This window comes from Tundrisphaera macrotermitis (genome assembly GCF_051175315.1).
GTDB lineage: Bacteria > Planctomycetota > Planctomycetia > Isosphaerales > Isosphaeraceae > Tundrisphaera.
In genome coordinates this window covers 1,148,106-1,171,754 of record NZ_CP195100.1, presented here as the reverse complement: position 1 = coordinate 1,171,754, position 23,649 = coordinate 1,148,106, and the positions used below count along the sequence as shown (strand labels likewise).

19 protein-coding genes are annotated in these 23,649 nt (G+C 69.5%); 8 read left to right on the top strand and 11 right to left on the bottom strand.

The genetic code is table 11. The features are described 5' to 3' along the window. The first annotated feature begins 67 nt into the window (after positions 1–67). The 5 genes from TA3x_RS05055 (at position 68) to TA3x_RS05035 (ending at position 9,767) form a co-directional block, all read left to right on the top strand. Entirely contained in the window at positions 68–1,237 is a 1,170-nt protein-coding gene (locus tag TA3x_RS05055) for a potassium channel family protein (RefSeq protein WP_435019018.1), read from the top strand. Between the two features lie 104 nt (positions 1,238–1,341). Further along, positions 1,342–3,540, top strand: coding sequence for a hypothetical protein (locus TA3x_RS05050; RefSeq protein ID WP_435019017.1), 2,199 nt, complete (start codon positions 1,342–1,344; stop codon positions 3,538–3,540). A 367-nt stretch (positions 3,541–3,907) separates the two neighbouring features. Further along, positions 3,908–8,527, top strand: a complete 4,620-nt coding sequence (locus TA3x_RS05045) for a tetratricopeptide repeat protein (protein ID WP_435019016.1) — start codon at positions 3,908–3,910, stop codon at positions 8,525–8,527. Between the two features lie 178 nt (positions 8,528–8,705). After that, positions 8,706–9,320, top strand: a complete 615-nt coding sequence (locus TA3x_RS05040) for a peptidylprolyl isomerase (protein ID WP_435019015.1) — start codon at positions 8,706–8,708, stop codon at positions 9,318–9,320. 150 nt (positions 9,321–9,470) lie between these two features. Then, complete coding sequence (locus TA3x_RS05035) at positions 9,471–9,767, top strand: 4Fe-4S binding protein (RefSeq protein WP_435019014.1); 297 nt, start codon at positions 9,471–9,473, stop codon at positions 9,765–9,767. Between the two features lie 100 nt (positions 9,768–9,867). Here the strand turns inward: TA3x_RS05035 and TA3x_RS05030 are convergent, their stop codons facing one another. The 3 genes from TA3x_RS05030 to TA3x_RS05020 all read right to left on the bottom strand — a co-directional run bounded on the left by TA3x_RS05030 (position 9,868) and on the right by TA3x_RS05020 (position 12,869). After that, positions 9,868–10,824, bottom strand: a complete 957-nt coding sequence (locus TA3x_RS05030) for a DUF1559 domain-containing protein (protein ID WP_435019013.1) — start codon at positions 10,822–10,824, stop codon at positions 9,868–9,870. Between the two features lie 146 nt (positions 10,825–10,970). Further along, on the bottom strand, positions 10,971–11,603 hold the full coding sequence (locus TA3x_RS05025) for an HNH endonuclease (RefSeq protein ID WP_435019012.1): 633 nt from the start codon (positions 11,601–11,603) through the stop codon (positions 10,971–10,973). 150 nt (positions 11,604–11,753) lie between these two features. After that, a complete protein-coding gene (locus TA3x_RS05020; RefSeq protein ID WP_435019011.1) occupies positions 11,754–12,869 on the bottom strand; it encodes a 3-isopropylmalate dehydrogenase in 1,116 nt (371 codons plus the stop codon). 504 nt (positions 12,870–13,373) lie between these two features. Between TA3x_RS05020 and TA3x_RS05015 the strand changes: the two genes are divergently transcribed. After that, complete coding sequence (locus TA3x_RS05015) at positions 13,374–14,672, top strand: serine/threonine protein kinase (RefSeq protein ID WP_435019010.1); 1,299 nt, start codon at positions 13,374–13,376, stop codon at positions 14,670–14,672. Further along, positions 14,669–14,971, top strand: coding sequence for a hypothetical protein (locus TA3x_RS05010; RefSeq protein ID WP_435019009.1), 303 nt, complete (start codon positions 14,669–14,671; stop codon positions 14,969–14,971). The genes TA3x_RS05015 and TA3x_RS05010 overlap by 4 nt, the downstream gene beginning before the upstream one ends. Positions 14,972–15,087: 116 nt before the next feature. On the opposite strand, the gene TA3x_RS05005 is transcribed toward TA3x_RS05010, so the two are convergent. The 8 genes from TA3x_RS05005 to TA3x_RS04970 form a co-directional block, all read right to left on the bottom strand. Next, positions 15,088–15,549: a type II toxin-antitoxin system VapC family toxin gene (locus TA3x_RS05005; protein ID WP_435019008.1), complete on the bottom strand. Its 462-nt coding sequence runs from the start codon at positions 15,547–15,549 to the stop codon at positions 15,088–15,090. 2 nt (positions 15,550–15,551) lie between these two features. Beyond that, the gene (locus TA3x_RS05000; RefSeq protein ID WP_435019007.1) at positions 15,552–15,785 is read right to left on the bottom strand and encodes a hypothetical protein; all 234 of its coding nucleotides are present in this window, start codon (positions 15,783–15,785) and stop codon (positions 15,552–15,554) included. A 43-nt stretch (positions 15,786–15,828) separates the two neighbouring features. Further along, entirely contained in the window at positions 15,829–16,137 is a 309-nt protein-coding gene (locus TA3x_RS04995) for a hypothetical protein (protein ID WP_435019006.1), read from the bottom strand. Positions 16,138–16,144: 7 nt separating this feature from the next. Beyond that, positions 16,145–18,562, bottom strand: coding sequence for a hypothetical protein (locus TA3x_RS04990; RefSeq protein WP_435019005.1), 2,418 nt, complete (start codon positions 18,560–18,562; stop codon positions 16,145–16,147). An 88-nt stretch (positions 18,563–18,650) separates the two neighbouring features. Then, on the bottom strand, positions 18,651–19,970 hold the full coding sequence (locus TA3x_RS04985; protein WP_435019004.1) for a hypothetical protein: 1,320 nt from the start codon (positions 19,968–19,970) through the stop codon (positions 18,651–18,653). Positions 19,971–20,057: 87 nt separating this feature from the next. Further along, positions 20,058–21,065, bottom strand: a complete 1,008-nt coding sequence (locus TA3x_RS04980; RefSeq protein ID WP_435019003.1) for an MBL fold metallo-hydrolase — start codon at positions 21,063–21,065, stop codon at positions 20,058–20,060. A 30-nt stretch (positions 21,066–21,095) separates the two neighbouring features. Further along, the gene (locus tag TA3x_RS04975; RefSeq protein WP_435019002.1) at positions 21,096–22,289 is read right to left on the bottom strand and encodes a class I SAM-dependent rRNA methyltransferase; all 1,194 of its coding nucleotides are present in this window, start codon (positions 22,287–22,289) and stop codon (positions 21,096–21,098) included. 38 nt (positions 22,290–22,327) lie between these two features. Next, positions 22,328–22,789 (bottom strand): response regulator, encoded by a 462-nt coding sequence (locus TA3x_RS04970; protein WP_435019001.1) that lies wholly within the window; start codon positions 22,787–22,789, stop codon positions 22,328–22,330. A 276-nt stretch (positions 22,790–23,065) separates the two neighbouring features. On the opposite strand from TA3x_RS04970, the gene TA3x_RS04965 reads away from it, so the two are divergent. Beyond that, the gene (locus tag TA3x_RS04965) at positions 23,066–23,647 is read left to right on the top strand and encodes an RNA polymerase sigma factor (protein ID WP_435019000.1); all 582 of its coding nucleotides are present in this window, start codon (positions 23,066–23,068) and stop codon (positions 23,645–23,647) included. Positions 23,648–23,649 lie beyond the last annotated feature (2 nt).

Genomic DNA, 23,649 nt, shown 5'->3' with positions numbered 1-23,649 from the left:
AGATCGCCGGCCCCGACCCGATGTCCTCCCAATCCAGCAGGCCCGGCCCGCCCGACGGCCGGTCGACATGGCGAAATCCACCCGGCAACTCCTCCACCAGATCACCAAGATCCTGGAATCGCGGACGCTCCGCCCGCTGGTGCGATCCATGGCCGCGTGGAGCCGCAATCAGCTCGGGCTGCTGACCCTGGTGGCCCTGCTGATCTGGTTCTCCGGGGCGCTGGCCCTCTTCCTCACGGAACGGCACGTCAACCCGGGCTACGAGACGCCGTTCGACGCCCTGTGGAACGTCTGGCTGCTGCTCTTCAGCGGGCTGGAGGACGCCCCGACGACCGTGCCCGGTCGGCTGCTCGCGATGGTCCTGTCGATCGTGGGCGTGGGCCTGGTCAGCTTCTTCACCGCGGTGGTGGCATCGCTGCTCGTCGAGAAATACCTCCGGAGGCGCGAAGTGACCGAGTTCCAGATGAGCGACCACCTGGTCCTGTGCAACTGGGCCCCGCGCGGCCTCGACTGGATCCGCGAGGTCCACAGCCGGATCATCCAGCAGAAGCGGCCGGTGGTCATCATCCACGACCGGCCCGAGGAGATCGAGCTGCCCGACAAGCAGGATGAGGCCGCCTTCAGCGACGTCTACATCGTGAAGGGGGAGCCCAGCAACGACGTGATCCTCCGCCGGGCCAAGGTCGCCGACGCCTATTCGGTCGTGGTCCTCGCCGATGATCGCGAGGGGAAGCACGCCGACGGCAAGACGCTGATCACCTGCGTCGCCATCCGGGCGATCTGCAAGGGGGACCACCAGCCCAACATCGCCGTCGAGTGCCGCAACCTCGCGAACCGGAGCCACCTGAAGCGGGCCGGGGCCGACGAGATCATCTCCTCCGACGACCTCGGCCTGCGCATGCTGGCCCGGGCCTCGTTGTTCCACGGGATGACGCGCTTCTACCAGGAACTCCTGACCGTCGGCCGCGACGCCAACGAAATCTACCTGCTCCCCGCCCCGGAGGCCCTGGTGGGCACCGTCTTTTCCGAGCTTTCCGGCCTGTTCGCCCGCTATCGCGAGGACAAGCGGTCGTGCCTGATCATCGGTATCCAGCGCGGCGAGGAGATGATGATCAATCCCATCGGCGGCGAGGCCGGCCCACTCCGGGCCGATGACCAGTTGATCCTGCTGAGCCGCGTCTTCCCCAGCCAGTCCCTCCCCCTGCCGACGGTCGGGCTGGAGAAGGTCGCGGACTGAGGTGCCCGGCCGCTCGCGACCGGCTCGCGTGGGGAGGGCGGACGATGTAGATTACCTCGTCCGCCGGATCCCGGCCTCCCGTCCCCGACCAACGGCCGATCGCCATGCCCGCCCCGGACCCGCCGACCGCCCCCGATGCCACCGACCGACGACCCCGGCCGTACCTGCCGGGCCTCTGCGTGGGCGCGGCCCTGATCGTGCTGGCCTATCTGGCCCTGCCCATGATGCGGCGGGAAGTCTTCACGACGGCCGACCTCGCGGACTTCCACCTCCCGTTGCGCGACTTCTACGGCCGGTGCCTGGCCGCGTGGGAGAATCCGGCCTGGTGCCCCGGCGTGTTCTGCGGGTTCTACCTCCACGGCGAGGGGCAGGCGGGGATGGCCCACCCGCTCCACCTCCTGCTCTACGCCACCCTCCCGGTCGACGTCGGCCTGAACGCCGAGTGGCTGCTCAACTACCCGATCGCCTTCGCGGGGATGGCCTGGTTCCTCCGCCGCCGCGGGCTCGACGGTGCCGGGGCGGCGTTCGGCGGGCTCCTGTTCGCCTTCTGCGGCTTCAACCTGATCCGCTACCTCCATCTCAACTACCTGGAGCCGTTCGTCCACCTTCCCTGGCTCCTCGCGTCGGCCGACGTGGGCCTGGATGCCGACTTACGTAAGGTCCGCCGGGGGTTTGCCGCCCTCGCGCTGCTGACGGCCTCGGCGTTCCTGTGCGGCCAGCCGCAGATCGTCTTTTTCGCGGGGCTGGTCGAACTGGCCTACCTCGGTTGGCGGGTCGGCCGGTCGCCTCGGGGGCGAGGGCCTCGCGTCGCCGGGTGGGCCGTGGCGAAGCTGGTGGGGGTGATGATCGCGGGCGTGCAATTGCTGCCGACGCTGGATGTGAAGTCGGGCTCGGTCCGGGCCGTCGGGTCGGATGCGTTCTCGATGACGTTCTCGCTCCACCCCGCGAACGCCTCCCAGTTCGTCGCCCCCTACTTCTTCAAGGCCCGCTCGCTCGGCGACCGCGACGGCACCGGGCGCCGCTGGCAGGGGGACGACGACAGCCTCCGGCAGGAGTTTTGCCTCTATACCGGGTCGCTCCCGTGGGTCCTCATGGCCTGGCTGCTGGTCCGTCGGGGGGGCAGGGAGGATCGGAAGGGGCTGATCGCCTGGTCGGCGGTCGTGGGCGGGGTGGCCCTGGCGCTGGCGTTCGGGCGCTACACGCCGCTCTACGGGCTCTACCTGAAACTCATCCCGTTCGGCGACCTGTTCCGGGGCCCGACCCGATTCGTCGGGATCGCCCACTTCGCCCTCGCCGCGGTGGCCGCGGTCGGGTTCGCCGACCTCGCCGACCTCCGCGAGGCCCCGCGCTGGCGGCGGCTCTGGCCGATCCTGATCCCTCTGGCGGCCTCGACGGCGGTCACGATCGGCCTGTGGTATGGGGCCCGGGCCGATCCCGGGGCGATGGCGTGGGTGTCGTCGTCCAAGGGGATCCTGCTCGGGCCGATCCTGATCGGGACGGCCACGGCCGGGGTGGTGGCCGCCGCGCGAAGCGTGAGGGCAGCCCTGCCGGCGCTCGTCCTGTTCGCGGCGGCCGATCAGCTCGTGTTCGCCCGCGATTACCTCGGGATCAACACCACGATGGGCGTCCCGGCGGTCGTCGCCACGATGGCCCCGCACCCGCCCGATCTCGCCCCCGGGCGGATCGCGACCGACCGCCGGCCCAACCTCGGGCTGATGTCCGGCCATCGCGTCGTCGGCGGCTACATGGCCCTGACCCCCCGACGCTCGCTCGACTACGACCGAGCGGGCCCCCTCCGGATCGCGGGAGCCTCCTGGGTCCAGGACGAGGCGGGCCGGTGGACCTCTGTCGCCGACCCATTGCCGAGGGCCCGGCTCGTCGCCCGATCGGTCGTCTCAGACGACCCGGGGGCGGCCGTCGGCCGGATCGATCCGGCCGAGGTGGTCGTCCTCGACGAGCCGCCCCGGCCGGAACTGGACGGCGGTGCGCCGGGCGAGGCCCGGATCCTCTCCGACCGGCCGGGCTCGATCCGGGTCGCCACCCGGTCGGACGGCCGACGCTGCCTGGTCCTGGCCGAGTCGTTCCACCCGGGCTGGCGTCTGGCGATCGACGGCCGCGAGGCGCCCGTGCTCCGGGCCTACGGCGACTTCCTCGGGGCCATGGTCGGGCCGGGGGAACATCGGGCGGAGTTCACCTTCCGGCCGTCCAGCCTCCGCGACGGCCTGGCGCTTTCGGCCCTCGGGCTCGCGGCCCTGGTTGCGCTGGTGATGTTGCCCCTGCCGGGTCGGAACCCTCGCACCTAGAGAGGGTTGGGGCTGGCCGGCGGCGTCGGATGGAGCGAGGGGGCCGCCCCGTCCCGTGATGTCCCGGCGAAGGGGGGCGTCTCCTGTCGGACGGCGTTCCGCAATTTCGACTGTCCACCTGGGAGGCGTGTCAGGCCGGGTCGTGCCGACGTCGACGCCCGCACGGGCGCTCGGCCGGTCGACAGCTCTCCGGCCCCTTCGCGAAGGATCGCAGGTCCTCGAGGGTCGGCCCGAAGAACCCCTCCCCGCCGATTGATAGACATCCATGACGCATGGCGACGGCCCCGGGCCGCGACCGGGATGGTCGCCCCCGGGGAACCACCGCGCGACGCGGCACCCGGCCCCCCGAGCCAAGGAGTAGAGCCCGATGACGGTCCGCTGGAAACCCCTCTTGATCCTCTCCGGCCTGTTCGTAGCAGTGGCCGTGCTCGGGTTGATGGCGATGGCGATGGTCATGGGCGGGAAGGGCCCCGGCGACATCCTCGCACGAGCCCGCGCCGAGCGCCAGGCCAAGGAATATGACAAGGCGAAGACCGACTACGACCGCGCCCTCCAGCTCGACGGCCGCAACGCCGCGATCCACGAGGAAGTCGCCGGCATGTACGAGGAGCAGCTGAAGACGGCCCCCGAGGAGAAGAAGGCCGCCCTCCGCGACCTCTACCTCGGCTACCTGGCCGGCGCCGCCAAGCACGACTCGCGGCGGGCCGCGCCGCGACGCAAGCTGCTGGCCGAGGCGATCCGCCGGGACGACGTCGTGCAGCAGGGGATCCGGGCCAAGGAGATCCTCTCGATCGAGCCGAACAACGCCGAGGCCCACTTCACCCTCGCCGCGTTGACCCTGGATGACGGCGTGCCCAACATCGCCGAGATCCGCCGCCACCTGACGGCCCTGGAGGCCGAGAAGCCCCGCCGGATCCGCACCGACTGGGTGGCCGCCCGGGTGGCCGAACTGTCGAAGGACCAGGCCCAGCTCGCCCCGATCCTGGAGAGGTCCCGCGCCGCGACGCTGCCGGCCGACGCCGATCCGACCGACCGCCTGGCCCTGCTCCGGCTCCGGGCCATGGACGTCGATGCCACGACCGCGACGGCCGACCTCCGGCCCCGCGTCGACGCCCTGATCGCCGAGGCGATCGCCGCCGCCTCCGACCGCGAGATCCCGCACACCCGCATCCCCCGGATCAGCGTCCTGCTGGAGCAGACCCAGCGGTCGCTGCTCGGCCTGGGGATCACCGAGCCGTCGGCCCGGGATCACCTGACCGAACTGGCCGGCTCGATCGACGAAGCGGCGGAGAAGATCTTCCAGAAGTCGCTGGCCATCCCCGGCGGTGCCGAGCTGAGCGTCTACCTCGCCTATGCGGATCACCTCCGCTTCCGCGAGCGTCGCGAGCAGTGCATGGAAGTCGTGACCCAGGGCCTGAAGTCCCCGGCGGCGGCCAAGCAGGCCGGCACCGAGACGGCGATGGGCCTGCACGCCCTGGCCGTCGAGTCGATCCTGGGCAACGTCGCCAGCACGAGCCGCTATGACGACGCCGCCCCCCACATCAAGGCCCTGCTGGAGTGCAAGCACGAGCGGTTCCAGGCCCTCGGCCACCTGTTCCAGGGGGCGATCGACCTGGAGAAGGCCGGCCTCGTCGCCGACGTCCAGACCAAGGAGTCGTCCCGCATCGAGCAGGCCAAGCTCCGGGCCTCCGCCCTGGGCCACCTCAAGGTCGCCGCCGGCCAGCTCCCCCACCTGGCCGAGGCCCAGGCCCGCTACGGCGTGGCCCTGATCCTCTCGCAGGAGCCGGCGATGGGCCGGCAGTACCTCCAGCTCGCCCAGAGGCTGGGCAACCTCGAGCCGCAGTACCAGATCTGGGCCGCGTGGTCGGTCGTCCAGGCCGGCTACCCCGAGGACGCCGAGCCGATCGTCGCCCGGATGCTCCAGGCCGTCGAGCAGGGCCGCCTGCCCAAGTCGATGGCCGGCACGCTCCACCTGCTGAGCGGCGAGATCCACCAGACCCGCCGGTCGCCCGAGGACCTCAAGAAGGCGATCGAGGAATACGGCAAGGCGTTCACCGAGGGGCAGGACGCCACCCCCGCCGTCGAACTGCGGCTGGCCCAGATCGAGGTCATGCTCGGGCGGGCCGCCGACGCCCTCAAGCGGATCGACTGGCTGGTCGAACGCGGCAAGGCCGGCCCCGCCGCCGAGCAGCTCGCGATCCTGACCCTCGGCGAGATGGGCCGCGAGCAGGACGCCCGGGATCGCCTGGCGAAGGCCCGCGACAAGTACCCCGACAGCGGCGAACTGGCCGTCCTGGAGGCCGGGCTGCTGGTCAAGGCCAAGCAGGCGGAGCAGGCCGACAAGGTCCTGGCCGACTTCCTGGCCCGCGTCCCCGACCACGTCGGTGCCATCCAGCAGCGGGCCCAGATCCTGGCCAAGGAACTCAAGCGTTCGGGCGACGCCCGCAAGCTGCTCAACGCCGTGGCCGACCGGGGCCAGAACTCCGCCCCCTTGGTCCAGCTCGCCCTGCTCGACCTCCAGCTCCGCGACTATGACGCCGTTGCCGCCGGGATCGCCAAGATCCGGGCCCGGTGGAAGGACGCCGCCGCGGCCGACCTGCTGGACGCCCAGCTCGCCCTGGCCAAGCAGGACCTCGCCGCCGCCTCGGCCCACTTCGACGCCGCCCTGAAGAAGGACCCCAACAACAAGATCGTCCAGTTCTGGAAGGCCCAGCTCGACGGCCGGGCCGACCCCAAGGCGGCCGCCCAGGTGTTCGAGGCCCTGGCCGGCGAGGACTCGATCAAGGAGGTCGACGACGGCCTGCCGCTGGTGGCCGCGTCGCAGTCGGCCCTGGCCAACCTGGCGATGGAGAGCGGCAACCTCGACGCGGCGATCACCCGGTTCCGCGGGATGCTCAAGGACGGCAAGGCCGGCTCAATCGCCCGCGACGTCCGCTGGCAGCTGATCGCCGCCCACGAGGCCAAGAAGGATTGGGCGGCGGCCAAGGCCGAGATCGCGTCCCTGGTGAACGACCCCAAGTCCCCGCCCACCCCCGAGGAACGGGTCCGCGCCGCCACCTATCACCGGATCCACAAGGATGACGCCGCCGCCCTGGCGCTGATCGAGCCGGTCCTCAAGGCCGACCCGGGCAACCCGGGGGCCGTCGTCACCCAGGCCGAGATCCAGACCCGGACCGGCAAGACGCCCGAGGCCATCGCCACGATCCGCAAGGGGATCGACGCCACGGCCGCCAAGGGGGACAAGTCGCCGGCCGTGTTCTACCTGATGCTGGCCGCCGTCGAGACGGTGGCCCCGACCACCGAGCAGAGCTACGCCCGGGCCATCGCCGTCCTCGACCAGGGGCTGGCGGTCGACCCCGATGCCGCCGAGCTGGTGCAGGCCAAGTGCCAGCTCCTGGCCAAGACCCAGGGGGTCAAGGCCGCGGCCACCTTCCTGGAGGAGAAGGCCAAGGAGGAGCCCAAGGGTCCCTATCGCCGGATGCTGATGTCGTTCCACCGCGAGCGGGGCGACTTCGAGGACGCCGAGCGGCTGGCCGCCGAGCTGCTCAAGGAGTCCCCGGACGACGCCTCGCTGGCGATCGCCCAGGTCCGCCTGGTCGCCGCCCAGGCGATCGAGGCCGGCCGGGCCGGCGACAAGGAGGCCGAGAATCGGCTCAACGAACGCGAGGCGTCGCTGATCCGCGAGGCACGCCCCCGGTTCAAGTCCGACCCCAACTTCCCGCAGCTGGAAGGCGAGCTGGAACTCCGCCGGGGCGACTACACCCGGTCGCTGGCCCTGACCCAGGAGGTCGATGGCCTGGCCAAGGGGTCGCCCGCCGGCCCGATGCTCCGGTCGCAGGTCTTCCAGGCCAAGGGACAGCCCCGCGAGGCCGCCGCCGCCCTGGCCGAGGCCCTGGAACGCAACCCCCGGCTGACCGAGGCCCGGCTCCAGCTCGCCAAGCTCAACCTCCAGACCGGCAAGATCGACGAGGCCGTGCAGCAGGCCCACATCGTCTCCGAGGGCGAGCCCGAGGGGCGCACCGGCAAGGCCGCCCTCCTGATCGAGGCCCGGGCCCTGGCCACCCGCGGCGGGTCGCCCGCCCAGGTCCAGGCCGACCGCGCCCGGGCCCTGGCGATGCTCGCCGCCGCCATCAAGGCCACCCCCGCCTTCGCCGACGCCTACTGGCTCTCGGCCGAGATCCAGATGATGGGCCAGGCCCGCCCCCAGGCGGTGGCCGTGCTCAAGCAGGCCCTCAAGGCCAACCCGGACGACACCACCGCCCTGAAGCTGGCCGTGCAGCTGCTCGGCGAGCCCCGGGGCAAGGGGGTCGAGCCCCCCGCCGCCGACCTGGCCGAGGCCCGGGCCCTGGCCAAGGAGTATGGCGAGCCCGATGCCAATGGGGAACGGATGCTGGCCATCGCCTCCGGCCTGCACCAGGCCAACCGCCTGGCCGATGCCTTGCCCTGGGCCGAGAAGGCCGCCGCGAAGCTCGACACGCCGGTCGCCCACCTGGGCCTCGGCGACCTCCTGCTCTCGCTGTCCGAGGCCCAGGCCGACCAGTCCGAGTCGCGCAACCTCCTGGGCCGGGCCCTGGCCGAGTATGACAAGGTGCTGGCCGCCCAGCCCAACGCCGTCGAGGCGGTCAACAACAAGGCGTGGATCCTGCACAGCTACCTGGGCAAGAGCCAGGAGGCGCTGGAGCTGGCCCAGGGTCTGCTCAAGCGGGTCGACCCGAACGGCCTGCCCGGCGAGTTCTTCGACACCCTGGGCTCGATCCAGGAGAAGATGGGCCGGGCCAAGGACGCCGAGGAGTCGTACCGGAAGGGGCTGGGCAAGTCGCCCGACCACCCGGTCCTGAACTTCCACATGGGCCGGCTGATGGCCTCGGACAAGAGCAAGGCCCGCAAGGCCGCCGACCACCTGCGGGTGGCCCAGGCGGGCAGCGACCGGCTCCCCGCCCCGATGGTCGCCGAGCTGAACACCCTGCTCGCCAACCCCGTCCAGTAAGCCGGGCCCCGCGGCCCGCGACCGGATCTCGATGCACGGCCGGCCATCCTACGGGGTGGGCCGGCCGTGCGTCGTCACGGCTCGACATCGCCGAGGGCGTCGTGCTAGATTCGGGCTCCGGTCCGCCCCGACGAGACGGGATCTCGTCCCTCTCCCCATTTGAGGTTCACCCCACGCCATGCGACGACGCTCGATGATCGCCAACGTCCTGACCCTGGCCGCCCTCGCCGGGGCCGCCGCGACGCCCGCCCCGGCCCAGGACACCGACCCGAACCCGGTGGTCGTCATCGACACCTCGGCCGGCCCGATCACCGTGGAACTCGACCGCGCCAAGGCGCCGACCACCGTGGCCAACTTCCTCCAGTACGTCGACAAGGGCTTCTTCGACGGCCTGATCTTCCACCGGGTGATCCCCGGGTTCATGATCCAGGGCGGCGGGATGACCGAGGTGAACGGCCGACTCCAGGAGAAGACCGAAGGGGCGATGCCGCCGATCAAGAACGAGTCGGGCAACGGGATCAGCAACGCCCGGGGCACGATCGCCATGGCCCGGACCAGCGACCCCAACTCGGCGACCTCTCAGTTCTTCATCAACCACGGCAACAACGCCAACCTCGACAACTACGGCGGGGGCTATGCCGCCTTCGGCAAGGTGACCGACGGGATGGAGGTGGTTGACGCCATCGCCAAGGTCCAAACGACCACCAAGCTCGACGCCCGCGGCCTGCCCAACGGCGACGTCCCGGTCAAGGTCGTGACGATCAAGAGCATCAAGCGGAAGGTCAAGTCCTGACCCGATCCCGGCCGATGGAGGGGAGGGGGTCCGCGCCCTTGACCCTCCCTCGATAAATGCCCTAAGATAACGGCTCGGCCGCCGGGCCGATCGAGGCCGATCCCCCGACCGTCCCTCGAACGACGGTCATTGAACAGGAGAGAGCAGGGAATGGCCCACGTCGTCGCCGATCCGTGCAACGATTGCAAATATACCGACTGCGTCGTCGTCTGCCCCGTGGATTGCTTCTACGAGGGGCCCACGATGCTCTACATCAATCCCGATGAGTGCATCGACTGCGAGGCGTGCGTGCCGGAATGCCCCGTCGAGGCGATCTTCCTGGAAGATAACGTCCCCGACGAGTGGAAGGATTGCATCGCCCTGAACGCCGAGGAAGCCCCCAAGTGGCCGGTCATCACCGACCAGAAGGCCGCCCTCGAAGGCCCGGGCTGCAAGAAGAAGGATTGACCCCGGCCCTCCCGGCCGGGCGGCGACGATCCATCGCACGAAAAAAGCCCCGAGGTTGATCGGGGCTTTTTCGTTTCGAATCGGGATGGGCCGGCCGGGCTCAGCGGATCTGGTCGTCCGAGAGGGCCTCGCCGCCGGCGCGGGTCATCATCTTCACGAGCACGGTCTTGTTGATCTGATTGGTGACGGTGCTGACGCTGCCGTCGCACTTGAGGAAGTTGACCAGGCCGGGGTGCTTGCTCGACCAGTAGGTGTAGGAATTCTTGCCGTTGCTCACGATCGGCTTGTTGATCGTGCGGTCGACGGTGGTCCGGACGCAGCAGTCGGTTCCCTGGGCCCAGGTGCCGATGATCGTCTCGCCCATCAGGATGGTGTTGGTCGTCCCGTCGGTGATGTCGGCGATGCTGGTCGTCGAATTCTGGTAGGTCGTCCCGTTGTCGTAGATCCCCAGCACCGGGAGCGCCGGGGTGGCGTTGTCGGTGGTGTTGGTCGGGTCGGTGCTGCCCGCCGCATAGGCGGGGACGATGTCCGGGTTGTAGCCCGCCGCCAGATTGCCGCGATAGTCCGAGGGGCCGAACGCCTTGGAGGCGGTCGTGGTCGAGTTCGCGGTGGTCCCGGTGGTGGCCTGGGCATGGCGATTCGACGGGCAGACATACACGTTCATCGTGCGGCGGACGCCGGTGACGTTGCTGATCTCGTTGGGCGGCAGGGAGAAGTTCAGCTCGTTGAAGAGGTTGCCCTGCTCCATCTTGAGGAACAGCCCGGTCATCCCGTTCCACATGGCGGGCGTGGCACCGGTCGGCACGCAGTTCAACGTGTCATTGACGCTGTCGCAATACCACCCGGCCGGGAAATTGCCGAACGAGTCGTGGTATTCCTGCGAGGCGAGCCCGAGCTGCTTGAGGTTGTTGATGCACTGGGTCCGGTTGGCCGCCTCGCGCGCGGACTGGACCGCGGGCATGATGAGGGCGACCAAAACGCCGATGATCGCGATCACGACCAGCAGTTCGATCAGGGTGAACCCCGACCTCGGACCTTCGCTGAACCTTCGACGCATGGGACGATCCTCACGCACGGTGGGAGGGGGGGAGCGTACGAACGTAGGACGACTCCCCTTCAGGGTACTCCATCGCATGCAAGCCTGCCAACATCTCCCCGCGCGGATTGCGGCCCTGTGGCCGCCGCACCTCGCCCGGCGGAGCGTTATTTCAGCTCGACGGTCCAGTATGCCTCGTCCAGGAACATCTTCCAGCTTTGATATTTGCGATGGGCCAGCTTCAGGCTGAGGGAGGGGCTGGTCTTGGGGCGGACCGGGGCCTTGATCAGCCTCATCCCCGCCTCGGCGGGGGTTCGGCCCCCCTTGCGGACGTTGCAGCGAAGGCAGGCGCAGACGATGTTCTCCCAGTCCATGCCGCCGCCCCGACTCCGGGGCATGACGTGGTCGAGGCTCAGCTCGGCGGCGGGGAACCGTTTGCCGCAGTATTGGCAGCGATTGCCGTCGCGGGCGAACAGGTTGCGGCGGTTGAACTTGACCCGGGTCCGGGGCAGCCGATCGTAGGTCAGCAGGCGGATGACCCGGGGTACCTGGATCTCGAAGCTCATCGTCCGGATGAAGTCGTCGTCGGGGTCCTTGAAACGGGCCCGAGCCTCGGAGACCTCGCGCCAGCTGTGGAAGTCGTGCGTCTGGTAGCGGCCGTCGTCCAGGAGGACGACCTCGGCCAACTCCTTGAACAGCAGGCAGAACGCGCGACGGACCGGGATCACGTGGATGGCCAGGTAGCCCCGGTTGAGCACCAGGACGCTGGCTTCGAGGGGAGGGCAGGCGGCGAGGCTCATGAACGAGGCTCTCCCGAGGGGCGGGGACGGTTGTTCGGGGTGGGTCGCACGCGAACGGTCGTCGGGGCGGGATCGGTGGATCCCGCCGGTGCCCTCGGGAGATCGGCGGCCGGGCCCGGGCGGGCGTCGGCCGCGAACTCGCTCGGGCGATCAGGTCGCTCGGCCCTCCTGGGGCGCGGCCAAGGCATCGCGGACGGCGCGGCCCACCTCGGCGGTGGTCGCGGTGCCCTTCAGGTCGGGGGTCTTCGGCGTCCCGGCGGCCAGCACCTGGGAGACCGCGGCGCGGACGGCGGCGGCACCCTTCGGCGCGCCGACGTGCTCTAGGAGCATCGACAGGGAGAGGATCGCGGCGATCGGGTTGGCGATCCCCTTGCCGGCGATGTCCGGGGCCGAGCCGTGGACCGGCTCGAACATGCTGGGGGCGGTGCGGTCGGGGTTGAGGTTGCCCGAGGCGGCCAGCCCCATCCCGCCCTGGAGCACGGCCCCGAGGTCGGTGATGATGTCGCCGAACATGTTGGTGGTGGCGATCACGTCGTACCGCTCCGGCGAGACGACCATCCTCATGCAGCAGGCGTCGACGTGATTGTAGTCGGTCTGGATTTCCGGGTAGTCCCCCGCGACCTCGGCGAACGTCCTGGCCCACAGGTCATGGGCGAACGTCAGGACATTGGTCTTGGCGACCATGGTCACCAGCCCGGTCTTGCCGGCCGCCAGCCCGGGGAACGTGCGGGACTTGCCGCGCGTGCGGGCCAGGTCGAAGGCATAGCGGAGGCAGCGCTCGACCCCGGCGCGGGTGTTGATCGAGGTCTGGATGGCGACCTCCTCGGGCGTCCCCTTGCGGGTGAACCCGCCGGCGCCGACGTAGAGGTCCTCGTTGTTCTCGCGGACCACCACCATGTCGATGTCTTCGGGGCCCTTGCCCTTGATCGGGGTCTCGACCCCGGGGAACAGGCGGACCGGGCGGAGGTTGATGTACTGGTGGAACGCGAACCGGAGCCGGAGAAGGATCCCCTTCTCCAGGATCCCCGGGGCCACGCCGGGGTGGCCCACCGCCCCCAGGTAGAGGGCATCGCACTTGCGGAGGTCTTCCAGCACGGAGTCGGGCAGAACCTCGCCCGTCTTCAGATATCGCTCCCCGCCGATGTCGAAGGTCGGCAGGTCGAAGCTGAGCCCGTCGAGCCCCTTGACGTCCTCCAGGATCGCCAACCCTTCGCGGACCACCTCCGGCCCGACACCATCGCCAGCGATCACGCCAATCGTCGCCAAGTCCGCCTCCGCACCCGAATCGAACAACGATCTGCCCGCGGCCCGCGCATCGGCGGGCCGCCGCCTCCCATCACCGGACCCGACTGTATCCGCCAGGAATCGTGTGTCAAGCGTCAAGGCGGCCCGGCCGCATGCAAACCGGGCGCCCCGCCGCGGGCCAGGCGAGGAGAAACAATCGCCGTCCGGCCATGCGATGCTGTGGCGAGCAAGTCTCCGAATCGCCTAATCTGGCCGGAAGTCCTTGCGGCGTGGGATCATCGCCGACGGCCCGCCCCCCGCGTGACGCGTCGGCCCGTCGTCACGCCGCGGGGGGAAATCCGTTGACAATGCGGGCCGCCGCCGCATACTAGATTTCGCGGATGCGCGAAGGGAAGCCGGGGTCATCTCCCGGCCCGATCCCGGCCCCTCGCCCGCTCCGATCCATCTCTCGCATCGAGCGGCGTCCGGCCGCTTGCCTTTCCGATTCCGTAGCCAGTCAATCGCAGCCCCCCGGGAGACGCCCCGATGGCGACATCCACCGAGAGCAATCCGCCCGCGAAGGACGCCCGGGGCCTGTCGGGCGTCAGCGAACTCAACATGGAGAAGTCGATCCTCCGCCGCGGGCTGGCCACGCCCCAGGAGGTCGAGGCCTGCAAGGCCCTCCGCGCCAAGCTCGCCGCCAAGGACGATCAGCGCGGCCTGATGGACATCATGGTCGACGCCAAGGTCCTCACCCGGAACCAGATGCAGCGCCTCCTCAAGGAGGTCGGCAGCGAGGGCGGGCGGAAGCTGGAGATCCCCGGCTATCAGATCATCGAACGGCTGGGCAAGGGCTCGATGGGCCTGGTCTTCAAGGCCAAGCAGACCAGCGTCGACCGCATCGTCGCCGTCAAGGTCCTGCTGGATGCGCTCGCGGTGAACAAGGAGTTCATCAAAAGGTTCGAGCGCGAGGCCAAGATCGCCGCCAAGCTCCAGCACAACAACATCGTCAACGCGATCGACGCCGGCGAGGTCGACGGCCACCACTACTTCGTGATGGAGTACGTCGAGGGGCCGACGATCAAGGACGAGTTGGACAAGAACAAGGTCTTCGACGAGAAGGTCGCCATCAAGATCGTCCTGGCCGTGGCCGAGGCGATGAAGCACGCCCAGGAGCGCGGGCTGATCCATCGCGACATCAAGCCCGAGAACGTGATCCTGACCAAGGGGGGCGACGTCAAGCTCGCCGACCTCGGGCTGGCCCGGCTCACGGCCGACGAGAAGTGGGCGATGGCCGAGGCCGGCATGGCCATCGGCACCCCCTACTACATCAGCCCCGAGCAGGTCCGCGGGCAGGTCGACGTCGACATCCGGGGCGACATCTACAGCCTCGGGGCCACCCTCTACCACATGGTCACCGGCCGCGTCCCCTACCCGGGCGACACGCCGCAGGAGGTCATGCGGAAGCACGTCGACAAGAACGCTCACCTCGTCCCGCCCGACCACATCAACACTCGCCTGTCCAGCGGCGTCGGCGTGGTGGTCGAGACGATGATGGCCCGCAACCGCGACAACCGCTACCGCAGCCCCGACGACCTGATCCTCGACCTCAAGTGCCTGCTCCAGGGCGAGAGCCCGATGATCGCCGGGCAGAAGAGCGACTCGCTCGCCGGGCTCGCCGAGGGGGACTTCTCCGAGGACACCGTCGTCGACGTCCCGGTCTCCGAATCCGAGCGCGTTCAGATGGCCGGATACGTCAACAGCCGAAACACCATCATCGCCGCCCTCGCCGGCTTCCTCGGCCTGTCGATCCTGACCAACATCCTCGTCCTGCTGACTCGATGATGCGGCAAGCCTGGCTCCGCGTCGGCACGCGGCGGCTCATCGTGCGCGGATTGTCGGCCGCACTCCTCCTGGCCTATGTCGCCAGCTACGGCTGGCTCTCGCGCCGGGGGATGGCCGAGGCCCCCGAGTTCGGCCTCGACGGCTTCCTCTACGTCCCGTCCGCGGAGGCCGCCGCATCCCAGGACCTCTCGCTCCACCAGGCATTGGCCGGCTTCTACTGGCCCTTGAACCGGATCGACCAGGCGGCCTTCCGGGCCCCGCCCCCCTGCGGCTGCATCATGTGGCGGCTCAGCGGGTGAATTGCGACCTGCAAGCGATCACACCTCTACCGATGCCCGCGATCGATGTCGGGTGGGCAGCGCCCACCGCTCGGGCCCAGGATGGCAGGCGAAGTCCACCCGACTTTACCCCCTGATCAGGCCTCGATCGATTCCCACGAGCGGGCGTCGATCCCGGGGAATCGCGACAGATGGCCGACGTTGGTCGTCGCGATCGTCACCGAGTCGCCTGGTGGGCCCACTGTCGCCGCGACCCCGGCCAGGATCGTGTCGCCATCCAGGGAGTGCGGGTCGGCGGTCGGCCTCCCCTCTCGTCGGGTGATGGCCCAGAACTCGGACGCTTTGACCCAGGCTTCGTGGGAGACCCCGATCGTGAGGGACTCATCGCGAAGTCTTTCGAGACGGCCCAATTTCTTGATCGCCCCGAGTCGATCGAGTTCCCGACGCACCTCGTAGTCGGTGAGGTCCGTGAGCACGATCTTCGCGTCGCGGGCCACCCGGCGGGAGAGCCATTCCAGCGCGGATGCGACATTGGGAAGGCTTGGTGCCGAGCAAAGGAGCCCGACGACCCCGGCGTCCTGGAGGATGAATCGGGCCACCGTCAGTAGAGATCCTTGAAGAGGGGGCGATCGGGCCGGTCTTCATCCATGGCCTTCCAGAATACGAGGTCGGAGGCGCCGGGAGGATCATCGTCAGTCATGAGTTTGATCGCCTCGATGCTTTCCAACGCCGACTTGATCCGGGCCAGCCGTTCTTCCTCGGTCTCGGCCGGCCAGATGATCCGCCCTTTCTCGTCGGTCTGGAGGCGATTCGACTTCTTCGTGGCCTGACCCATCGCTCCGCCTCCCATTTGAATCTCGCCATGAAGAAATCTGGGATCAATTCTTGCTGAAATCAAACGGGCGGGCATATTCGCGCCCGAGGGGGTCTTTGAGGAACTTCTCGTGGCAGCAGGGGCAGAGGTCGAAGCGGAAGCCCTTGCGGGCCTTGGCGTCGAGCTCTTCGGCGCTGAGGCCCTCGTCGCGGGAGAGGATCTCGGAGATCGCCTCCATGTGGTCGTCGTCGAGGTCGGCCCCCGTGATCTCGGTCGGGTCGAAGCCGGCGTAGGCCTCGATCTTGACCACGTAGCGGGGATCGGCCGAGCCGGTCAGATCCTTGCCGCAAAGATCACACGTGAAGTGGACCATCAGCGTCTCATCCTTCGTTGCGTTCGCCGGTCGGGTCGTCCGGGATGTGGGGAGAGTCCGATTCTAACCCGCTCGCCTGGGTCCGTCCAAGCGGTTGGACAACGATTCCACTAGATCGGAAGGGGCCGGAACGCGTCAAGGCGAAAACCCCCATCGCCAGCGACAATGCCGAGAAAATCACGCCGATTTTCACCTCAACGGGCTCATAGGTGAGCAAGATGGCATGCTTGCCGGGCGGGGCTTCGATCGCCAGGAACGCCCCGCGATGCGCCTCCACCAACGCGGGTTCGCCGTCCAGTTCGGCCCGCCATCCGGGGTCGAATGTTTGACGCACCACGACCCGCGCCGGCCCCGCCTCGCCGACGTCGACGGCGATCCGCCAACGCCCGTCCCCGCCCGCCACCTCGCCCAGCGTGGCATCGCCGATCGTGCCCACCAGGGGCTCGGCATCGAGCCGGGCCACCCACGTCGACCCCACCCGATCGACCCGCGCGAACAGCCCCGGGGGCGGCTCGTCGGCCCCCACCGCCGCGACCACCCCGGCCTCGCGGAGGCGGTCGCGGGCCCCGGCGACCCGCGCCCAGGTGATCGTCCTGCGGCTGGTCCGGGCCGTCGGGCCGGGCGGGTAGAGCGGGGCCAGCCAGTCTAGGCTCCGCGCCATCTCCACCGAGTCGTAGTTCCGGGCGTCGGCCAGCCCGTAACGCATCAGGACGTTGGGCGGGAGTTCGGCCCCGACGCCGATGATCCGCCCGGATCGCCCCACGGTCCGTTGAAGGTCGGCGATCACCGGGGGCACCGGTCGGTCGTCGGCCGGGTCGATCGCCGGATTCAGCCCGAAGCCGAAGCCGAACAGGTCGACCACGGTGATCCCCAGCAGGATCGCACGACCGGCGTCGTCGGAGATCGATCGACGCCGGAGCGCGGCCATCAGGACGGTCAGGGTGATCCCCTGCGCCGCAGCCAGGCCGAGGTAGACCGGCACGAACCGAAGCGTCTCGTCGGCCCGGAGTCGGGCCATCGCCCGATAGGCGGCGGGGTCGGCCCCCGGCGTCTCCTCGGCGGCGCGGAGGTAGTGGGCCTCGGCCCGCGCGCGGATCGTCGGGGCGAAGCCGCCGATCGCCAGCGCCGCACACAGCAGGACGGCCGACGCCGCCAGCCAGGCGATCGCCGCCTTCCTCCAGAGCCCCCCGCGCCGGACCTCGGACAGGCGGTCGAGCCCGATCCCGCCCAGCAGCGCCAATCCGAAGGCGACCCAGAGGGTCAGCCGGCGATTGTCGGTCACTTTCAGGACGGGCAGGGCCCGCAGCAGGTTGTCGGCCGGCGGGAACTGGAACGCCGCCAGCAGGCCGAACAGGGTCAGCCCGGCCAGGAACCGGACCCGGGGGTTGTCGCGGCGGGCCGACCAGGCGAGGGGGGCGAGCCAGATCAAGGTCGCCAGCCCGGCGAACCCGCCCGCCGTCTCGTTGAGGTTGTGGACCCCGACCGCCTTGGCCAGGTTGGGCTGCCCGCGACGATGGCTCCCATACAGGTAGGGCAGGGCGGTGCGGAGCGCATCCAGGGGGCGAGGCCGCGCGAGCGCCCAGGCCGGCACCCGCTCGCGGTCGCGATCCCCCCAGACCGGGCTCCGGGCCAGGTAGGCCCCTAGCGGGACGATCTCGACCGCCGCGATCCCGATTCCCAACGCCACGCCCACCACCCACCACCGGGCCGGCCGCCACGACCCGCCCGGCCTGAACGCCCGCCAGGCGGCATAAACACCCATCGCCAGCAGGACGTGCGCCGCGGTCTGGACGTGCCCGCCCAACAAGGTCCCGCCCGTCGCCAGGGCGATCCGCCCGGCCGACCGCCACGACGGCCGATCCCAGGCCCCGTCGGTCGCCAGCAGGCACCAGGGGAGCCAGATCGCCGCGTTGGTGACCGGGTACAGCAGCCACCCGACCAGGAACCCGCAAAACGGGAACGTGAGCCCGGCGAACCACCGGCCCCACGCCCCCAGCCCCCACGCCCGGGCCAGCAGGAACATCCCCAGCCCGGCGAACCACAGCCGCGCCGCCGCCATCCGGCCATACGCCTCGGGCAGGCTCCCGAGGTAGGCGAACAGCTGGAACGGGTCGAACACCGCCGCCTGCCCGTTCGCCAGGTGCGGGGCCCCGCACCCCGCCCGGTCATTCCACAGCGGGAGCCGCTCCGACCGGACCAACTCCCGGTTGAACTCGATCCAGGGCTGGAACTGCAACACCGGGTCCATCAGCAGCCGGTTGGCCGGCTCGTACCCGGGGCCCTTGATCTCGCGGAAGCTGGCGGAAGCGAACAGGACGTCCGCCGGGCTCAGGACGCGTCCCAGCAGCAGCGATTCGTGGAAGAAGCCGACCACGATCGCGGCGAGGGCGATCATGAAGGCGTAAAACTCGCGTCTTGGCGTCATCGCCGGGGGCTCCATCGCGGGGGTCGGGTCCGGGCCGCACCCTAACCGATCCCCCGCGTCCGGTCATCCCCCGATCTTGCGCCCTGCCTCAGCGGATCACCTTGCGGCTGAACGCGACGATGAACAGGCCCCAGAGCAGGGTCCCGAGCAGGGACTCGGCGATCAGGGGCAGGTTGATCCAGCCTCGCGCCGCATCCTTCAGGCTCCCGAACCCCGAGGTGAACACCGACACGCTGGTCAGCAACCCGATCATGACGCGGTTGGGCAGGGTCTTCGGATCGTCGCCGAACGGCGGCTTCTCGACGTTCAGCCCTTCGACGCCGATCATGTAGATCACCGCGAATGCGGCGATGATCAGCAATGCCGCACGCACCGCCCTCGCCGGGTTGGTCCCGTAACCGCAGCCGTGGTCCAGGAACAGGAAGTCGGCCCCCTGCGAGCACTTGCTCCACGGGCGTCGCCACGACCGCTGGCAGCAGCGGCGCTGATTGACCTTGAAGCGGTAGAAGGCCCAGTCTTCCTGCTCGTAGCGATGGAGGTTCTCGTAGTTCTTCTTCAGGAGTCCATACTCGTGCATGGCCGTCTCGTACTCGCCGGCCTGCTCGCTGGCCAGGCGGCCCTCGACCTGCTCGGGGCGGATCAGGATCCGCTCGGCCAGGGCGTTGTGGAACGCGATCCGGTGGCCCGGACCCTGCTCGATCGCCTCCAGATAGGCGAAGTCGTGGAACTTGGCCCGGGACAGGTCCAGGAGCCCTTCGAACCGCGACTTCTCGGCGTCCCAGCGTTTGGGGAACGAGGCCCCACGGAACAGGGCGTCGCCGGCGAACTGGCATTCGAGGAGCTTGAACCCCTGCTCGGCGTGGAGGCTCCGGAAGTCGGCGCTCGCCAGGAAGTGGCACTTGGTGAATTCGGCCCAGCCGTCGAACCGGGCATCCCAGAACCGGACCTCGGACTCGAACCGGCAGGCCACCGCCGTGAACGTCCCCAGCGTCCGCATCCCGTCGCACCGGAGGGCCTTGCCGGCCACGGTCGTCTCGCGGAACATCGCCGCGACCAGCAGGCAGCCGCGGAGGTCGAGCCCCTGGGCGAACACCGCCTTCTTGCCGAAGACCGGCCGGATCAGCTTGCACCGATCCAGCTCCACGCACCCAGCGAAGCGCGCCTTCTCGAACCGGGGCTTGATCAGCTCGACCCGGCTCAGCTTGATCGGGAGGTCGAAGTCGCCCCGGAGGTGGAGGCCGACGATCCGCGCGTTGCTGATCGGTTCGCCCCGGCGGAGGCGCTCGCAGGCGTCCCTGGCGGTGATCTCGGCCGCCGGCTTGCGATCGCCCGGATCGTCCCCGGTCGCGGCCTCATCATCCCGGGTCGGTTCTTCGGTTGTAGCGTCCCCGGTCAGCTCGATGCTCATGGCCTCACCTTCTGGCGTTTCGGTCCCCGGCGTCACACCCTCATGATTCGCCGTCTCGCCCGGAATCTTGGCCGATGCTCCCGGAATTCAGCGGGCCGGGATCTCGGCCGAGGCGGCCGGGTAGATGGCCCGGGCCTCGTCGAGCAGCGTCTCATAGGCCCCCTGATAGCGGGCCGCGAAGTGGATCAGGACCAGGGACTCGGCCCGGGCGTCGCGGGCCAGTTCGGCGGCTCCGGCCGCCGTCATGTGGCGGTACTTCTCGGCCTGCTTGAGGTGCTTCGAGGCGTAGTAGGCGTCGCAATAGAGCCGGGTCGCCTTGTGGGCCAGGCGGAGGAGGTCGGGCCGGACGATCGGGCTCATCCAGGTGTCGGTGATGTAGGCGATCCGCGCCCCGGGGGTCCGACCGAAGTAGCGGGCGGCCAGGTCGCCCAGGGTCCAGCGGCCGCCGTCGATCTCGATCGGGGTGTCGGCCGGCTCCTCGGCGCGGAGCCCGGCCAGGACCCGGCCCACCCAGGGCCCCGGGCGGAGCGGCCCGGACTGCATGCGGGCTCGGTCCGGGTGGAAGCCCGACATCTCGACCAGCGCGAACGCCAGGCAGGGGACCGTGTGGTCGGCGAAGGCCGCCTCGACCCGATACTCGGGGATCTCCAGGAGCGTCGGCCCTTCCCACTCGATCAGGGTCGGCTCGGGCTCGGGGAACCGCTTCCAGTCGCCGAAGGTGGCGGCCTTGATCTGGCCGGCCTCGACGTCGTGGAGTTCGAGCACCAACTTCATCGACCCGAAGTCGGGATAGAGGTAGCTCTTGATCCGGTCGAAAACCCGGCGGATCGTCCCGGTCGGCCCGTAGATCCGGAGCGTCTTGTCCCGGTCCAGGTTCGCGCGGACGATCCGGTCGAGTCCGATGAAGTGGTCGACGTGGTGGTGGGTGATGAACACGGCCCCGAGGTCGCCGAGCCGGTCCGCGTCGAGCCGGGCGTTGTCGCCCGCATCGAACAGGATGGCGTCGTCGCGCCCGGGGTAGTCGATGAACAGGCCGGGATCACCCGTCGACCCGTTCACCAGGGCGATCTCCGACGCGGTCCACGACTTCGCCATGCTCGAAACATCCCCCGGGCCCGCCGCCGATCAGAGCACGCGGGCGATCACGCACTTCAGGTAGTCGGACTCCAGGCAGGACGCGGAGACCGGGTGGTCGGCCGCCGGCCCGCGCTGTTCGAGGATCTGGATCCGCCGGCCCGACAGCTCGGCGACCTGCCCAAGCATGTCCAGGAACAGGTCGCGGCCCACCAGCCCGGAGCACGAGCAGGTCACGAAGATCCCGCCCGGCTCGACCGCGTGGATCGCCGCCCGGTTCAGCCGGAGGTAGCCGCGCACGGCGTCCTCGACGTCTCGGGCGTGGCGGGCGAACTTGGGCGGGTCGCAGATGACGAGCCCGAAGGTCTGCTCGGAGGTTTTGAGCGTTTCCAAAGCATCGAAGACATCGGCCACCTCGAACCGGGCCGACCCGGCGTGGTTGCGGACGGCGTTGGCCCGGGCCAGCTCGATGGCGTTGCTGGACGAATCGAACCCAAGCGTCGAGGCCGCCCCGCCTTGCAGCAGGGCATGGAGCGAGAAGCCCCCGGTATAGCAGAACAGGTCCAGGACGTTCTTGCCGGCGGCGTGGGCCGACGCGGCGCGGCGGTTGTCGCGCTGGTCCAGGTAGAACCCGGTCTTCTGGCCGGTGCCGAGTCCGACGGCGTAGGTCACGCCGTTCTCGACGATCTCGATCGGACCGTCGGGGGCGGTGCCGAAGGCCACGCCGTCCTCGATCTTGAGCCCTTCCTGGGACGGAATCCCCTTCTCCCCCCGGAGGGTCACGCTCTCCGCCCCGGTCCGCTCGACCAGGCGGGCCAGGAGGAAGTCGCGGCGGGCGTGCAGGGCCAGGCTGGTGAACTGGACCACCAAATGGCGGTCGAAGCGATCGACGATCAGCCCGGACAGGCCGTCCGACTCGCTGAACACCAGGCGGGCGGCCGTCCCGGGGCCTTCGAGCTTGAGGATGTCGGTGCGGAGCCGGAGCGCGTCGTCGATCAGCCCGGCCAGGTACGCATCGTCGATCGGCGCGTCTTCCCAGCGGTAGAGGCGGACCCGGATGGCGCTCCGGGGGTTGAACAGGCCCCGGGCGATGAATTTCCCTTCATGGCTGACGACGGCGACCTCGTCCCCGGGTTCGGGTGCCCCCTCGACCGATTCGATCGAGTTGGCGAAGACCCAGGGATGGCGGGCGAAGAACGGGCGGGCGCGTCGGGGCTTGATCACGACGCGGGGCGGACTGGGCATCGGGTGCGATCTTTCGGTCAAGGCGGAGGGGACAACGATCACGGGGCCGCGACGCGGCTCGCGGTCTCGACCTCGGAGAGGTACGCCAGGGTCCGTTCGAGCTGGCTCTTGAGGTGGCGGACCCGGAGCAGGCTCCTGACCCGGCACAGCAGTTCCACCTTGTTGACCGGCTTGGTCAAGAAGTCGTCGGTGCCGGCCTGGACGCCGCGCTCGAAGTCGGCCGGTTCGTCCAGCGCGGTGACCATCAAAATCAGGAGGTCACGCGTGGCGGGGTTGGCCCGTAGCTTGATGCAGACCTCGAAGCCGGACAGCCGCGGCATCATGATGTCGAGCAGGAGCAGGTCGGGGCGGAACTCCTCGACCACGCGGAGCGTGTCCTCGCCGTCGATGGCGGTCCGGATCTCGCAATCGATCCCGCTGAGGTACGCTTCCAGCAGCTCGACGTTCTGGACGTTGTCGTCGGCGATCAGGATTTTCGGGGGATTTTGCGGAAGATCCAAGGCGACACCTCCCAAACGAGTGGGGACAGGTCCCATCGCGCCGGCCCGTCCCTTTCGATCCAGCCGATTCTAACCGGCCGGGGGGATTGTCGGAACCGGAATCGGGGCGAGACCCATCCCCGGGCGATCGTCCGACGAACCATCATCCTCGCCGGGGTTTTCTTGCTCCTTGAGTTCGATGGGATAAAATCGTTAAACCGGCGTCGACAATCGACCCGAGTCCCCCTCGGCGGATCACCTGGACCCGTCGCGTCGCCCGGATGAGGAGGCCCGTCCGTGCCGTTGCGCGAGATCGATCGACAATTGCTCGACCGTTGCCTGCGCCATCAGCCGCGCGCCTGGAACGATTTCGTCGACCGCTACATGGGCCTGATCTACCACGTGATCCGGCATGTCGGCCACGCCCGCAGCGTGGAACTATCCGAGGCCGACGTGGAGGACCTGGCCGCCGAGATCTTCCTGGCGATTGTCGACGACGATTATCAGGTGCTCCGCCAGTTCAAGGGGGTCAGCTCGCTGCCCACCTACCTGACGGTGGTCGCGCGACGGGTCTGCGTCCGCGAGGTCATCAAGCGATTCCGCGAGGCCGAGCTCGGCCATTCCACGGCGCACCGCTCCAGCGTCGACGACGACCAGGGGGGCGAGGCCGAGCCGATCATCGCCGCCGAAGAGGTCGAGCGGATGCTGGCCCACCTCCCCGAGCGCGAGGCCGACGTGGTCCGGCTCTACCACCTCAAGTACCTGAACTACCGCCAGATCGGCAAGCAACTCGGCATCCCCGAGAACTCGGTCGGCCCGATCCTGGCCAAGGCCCGACGCCACCTCAAGCGGATCGGCGAGTCGCGCAACGCCGTCTGACC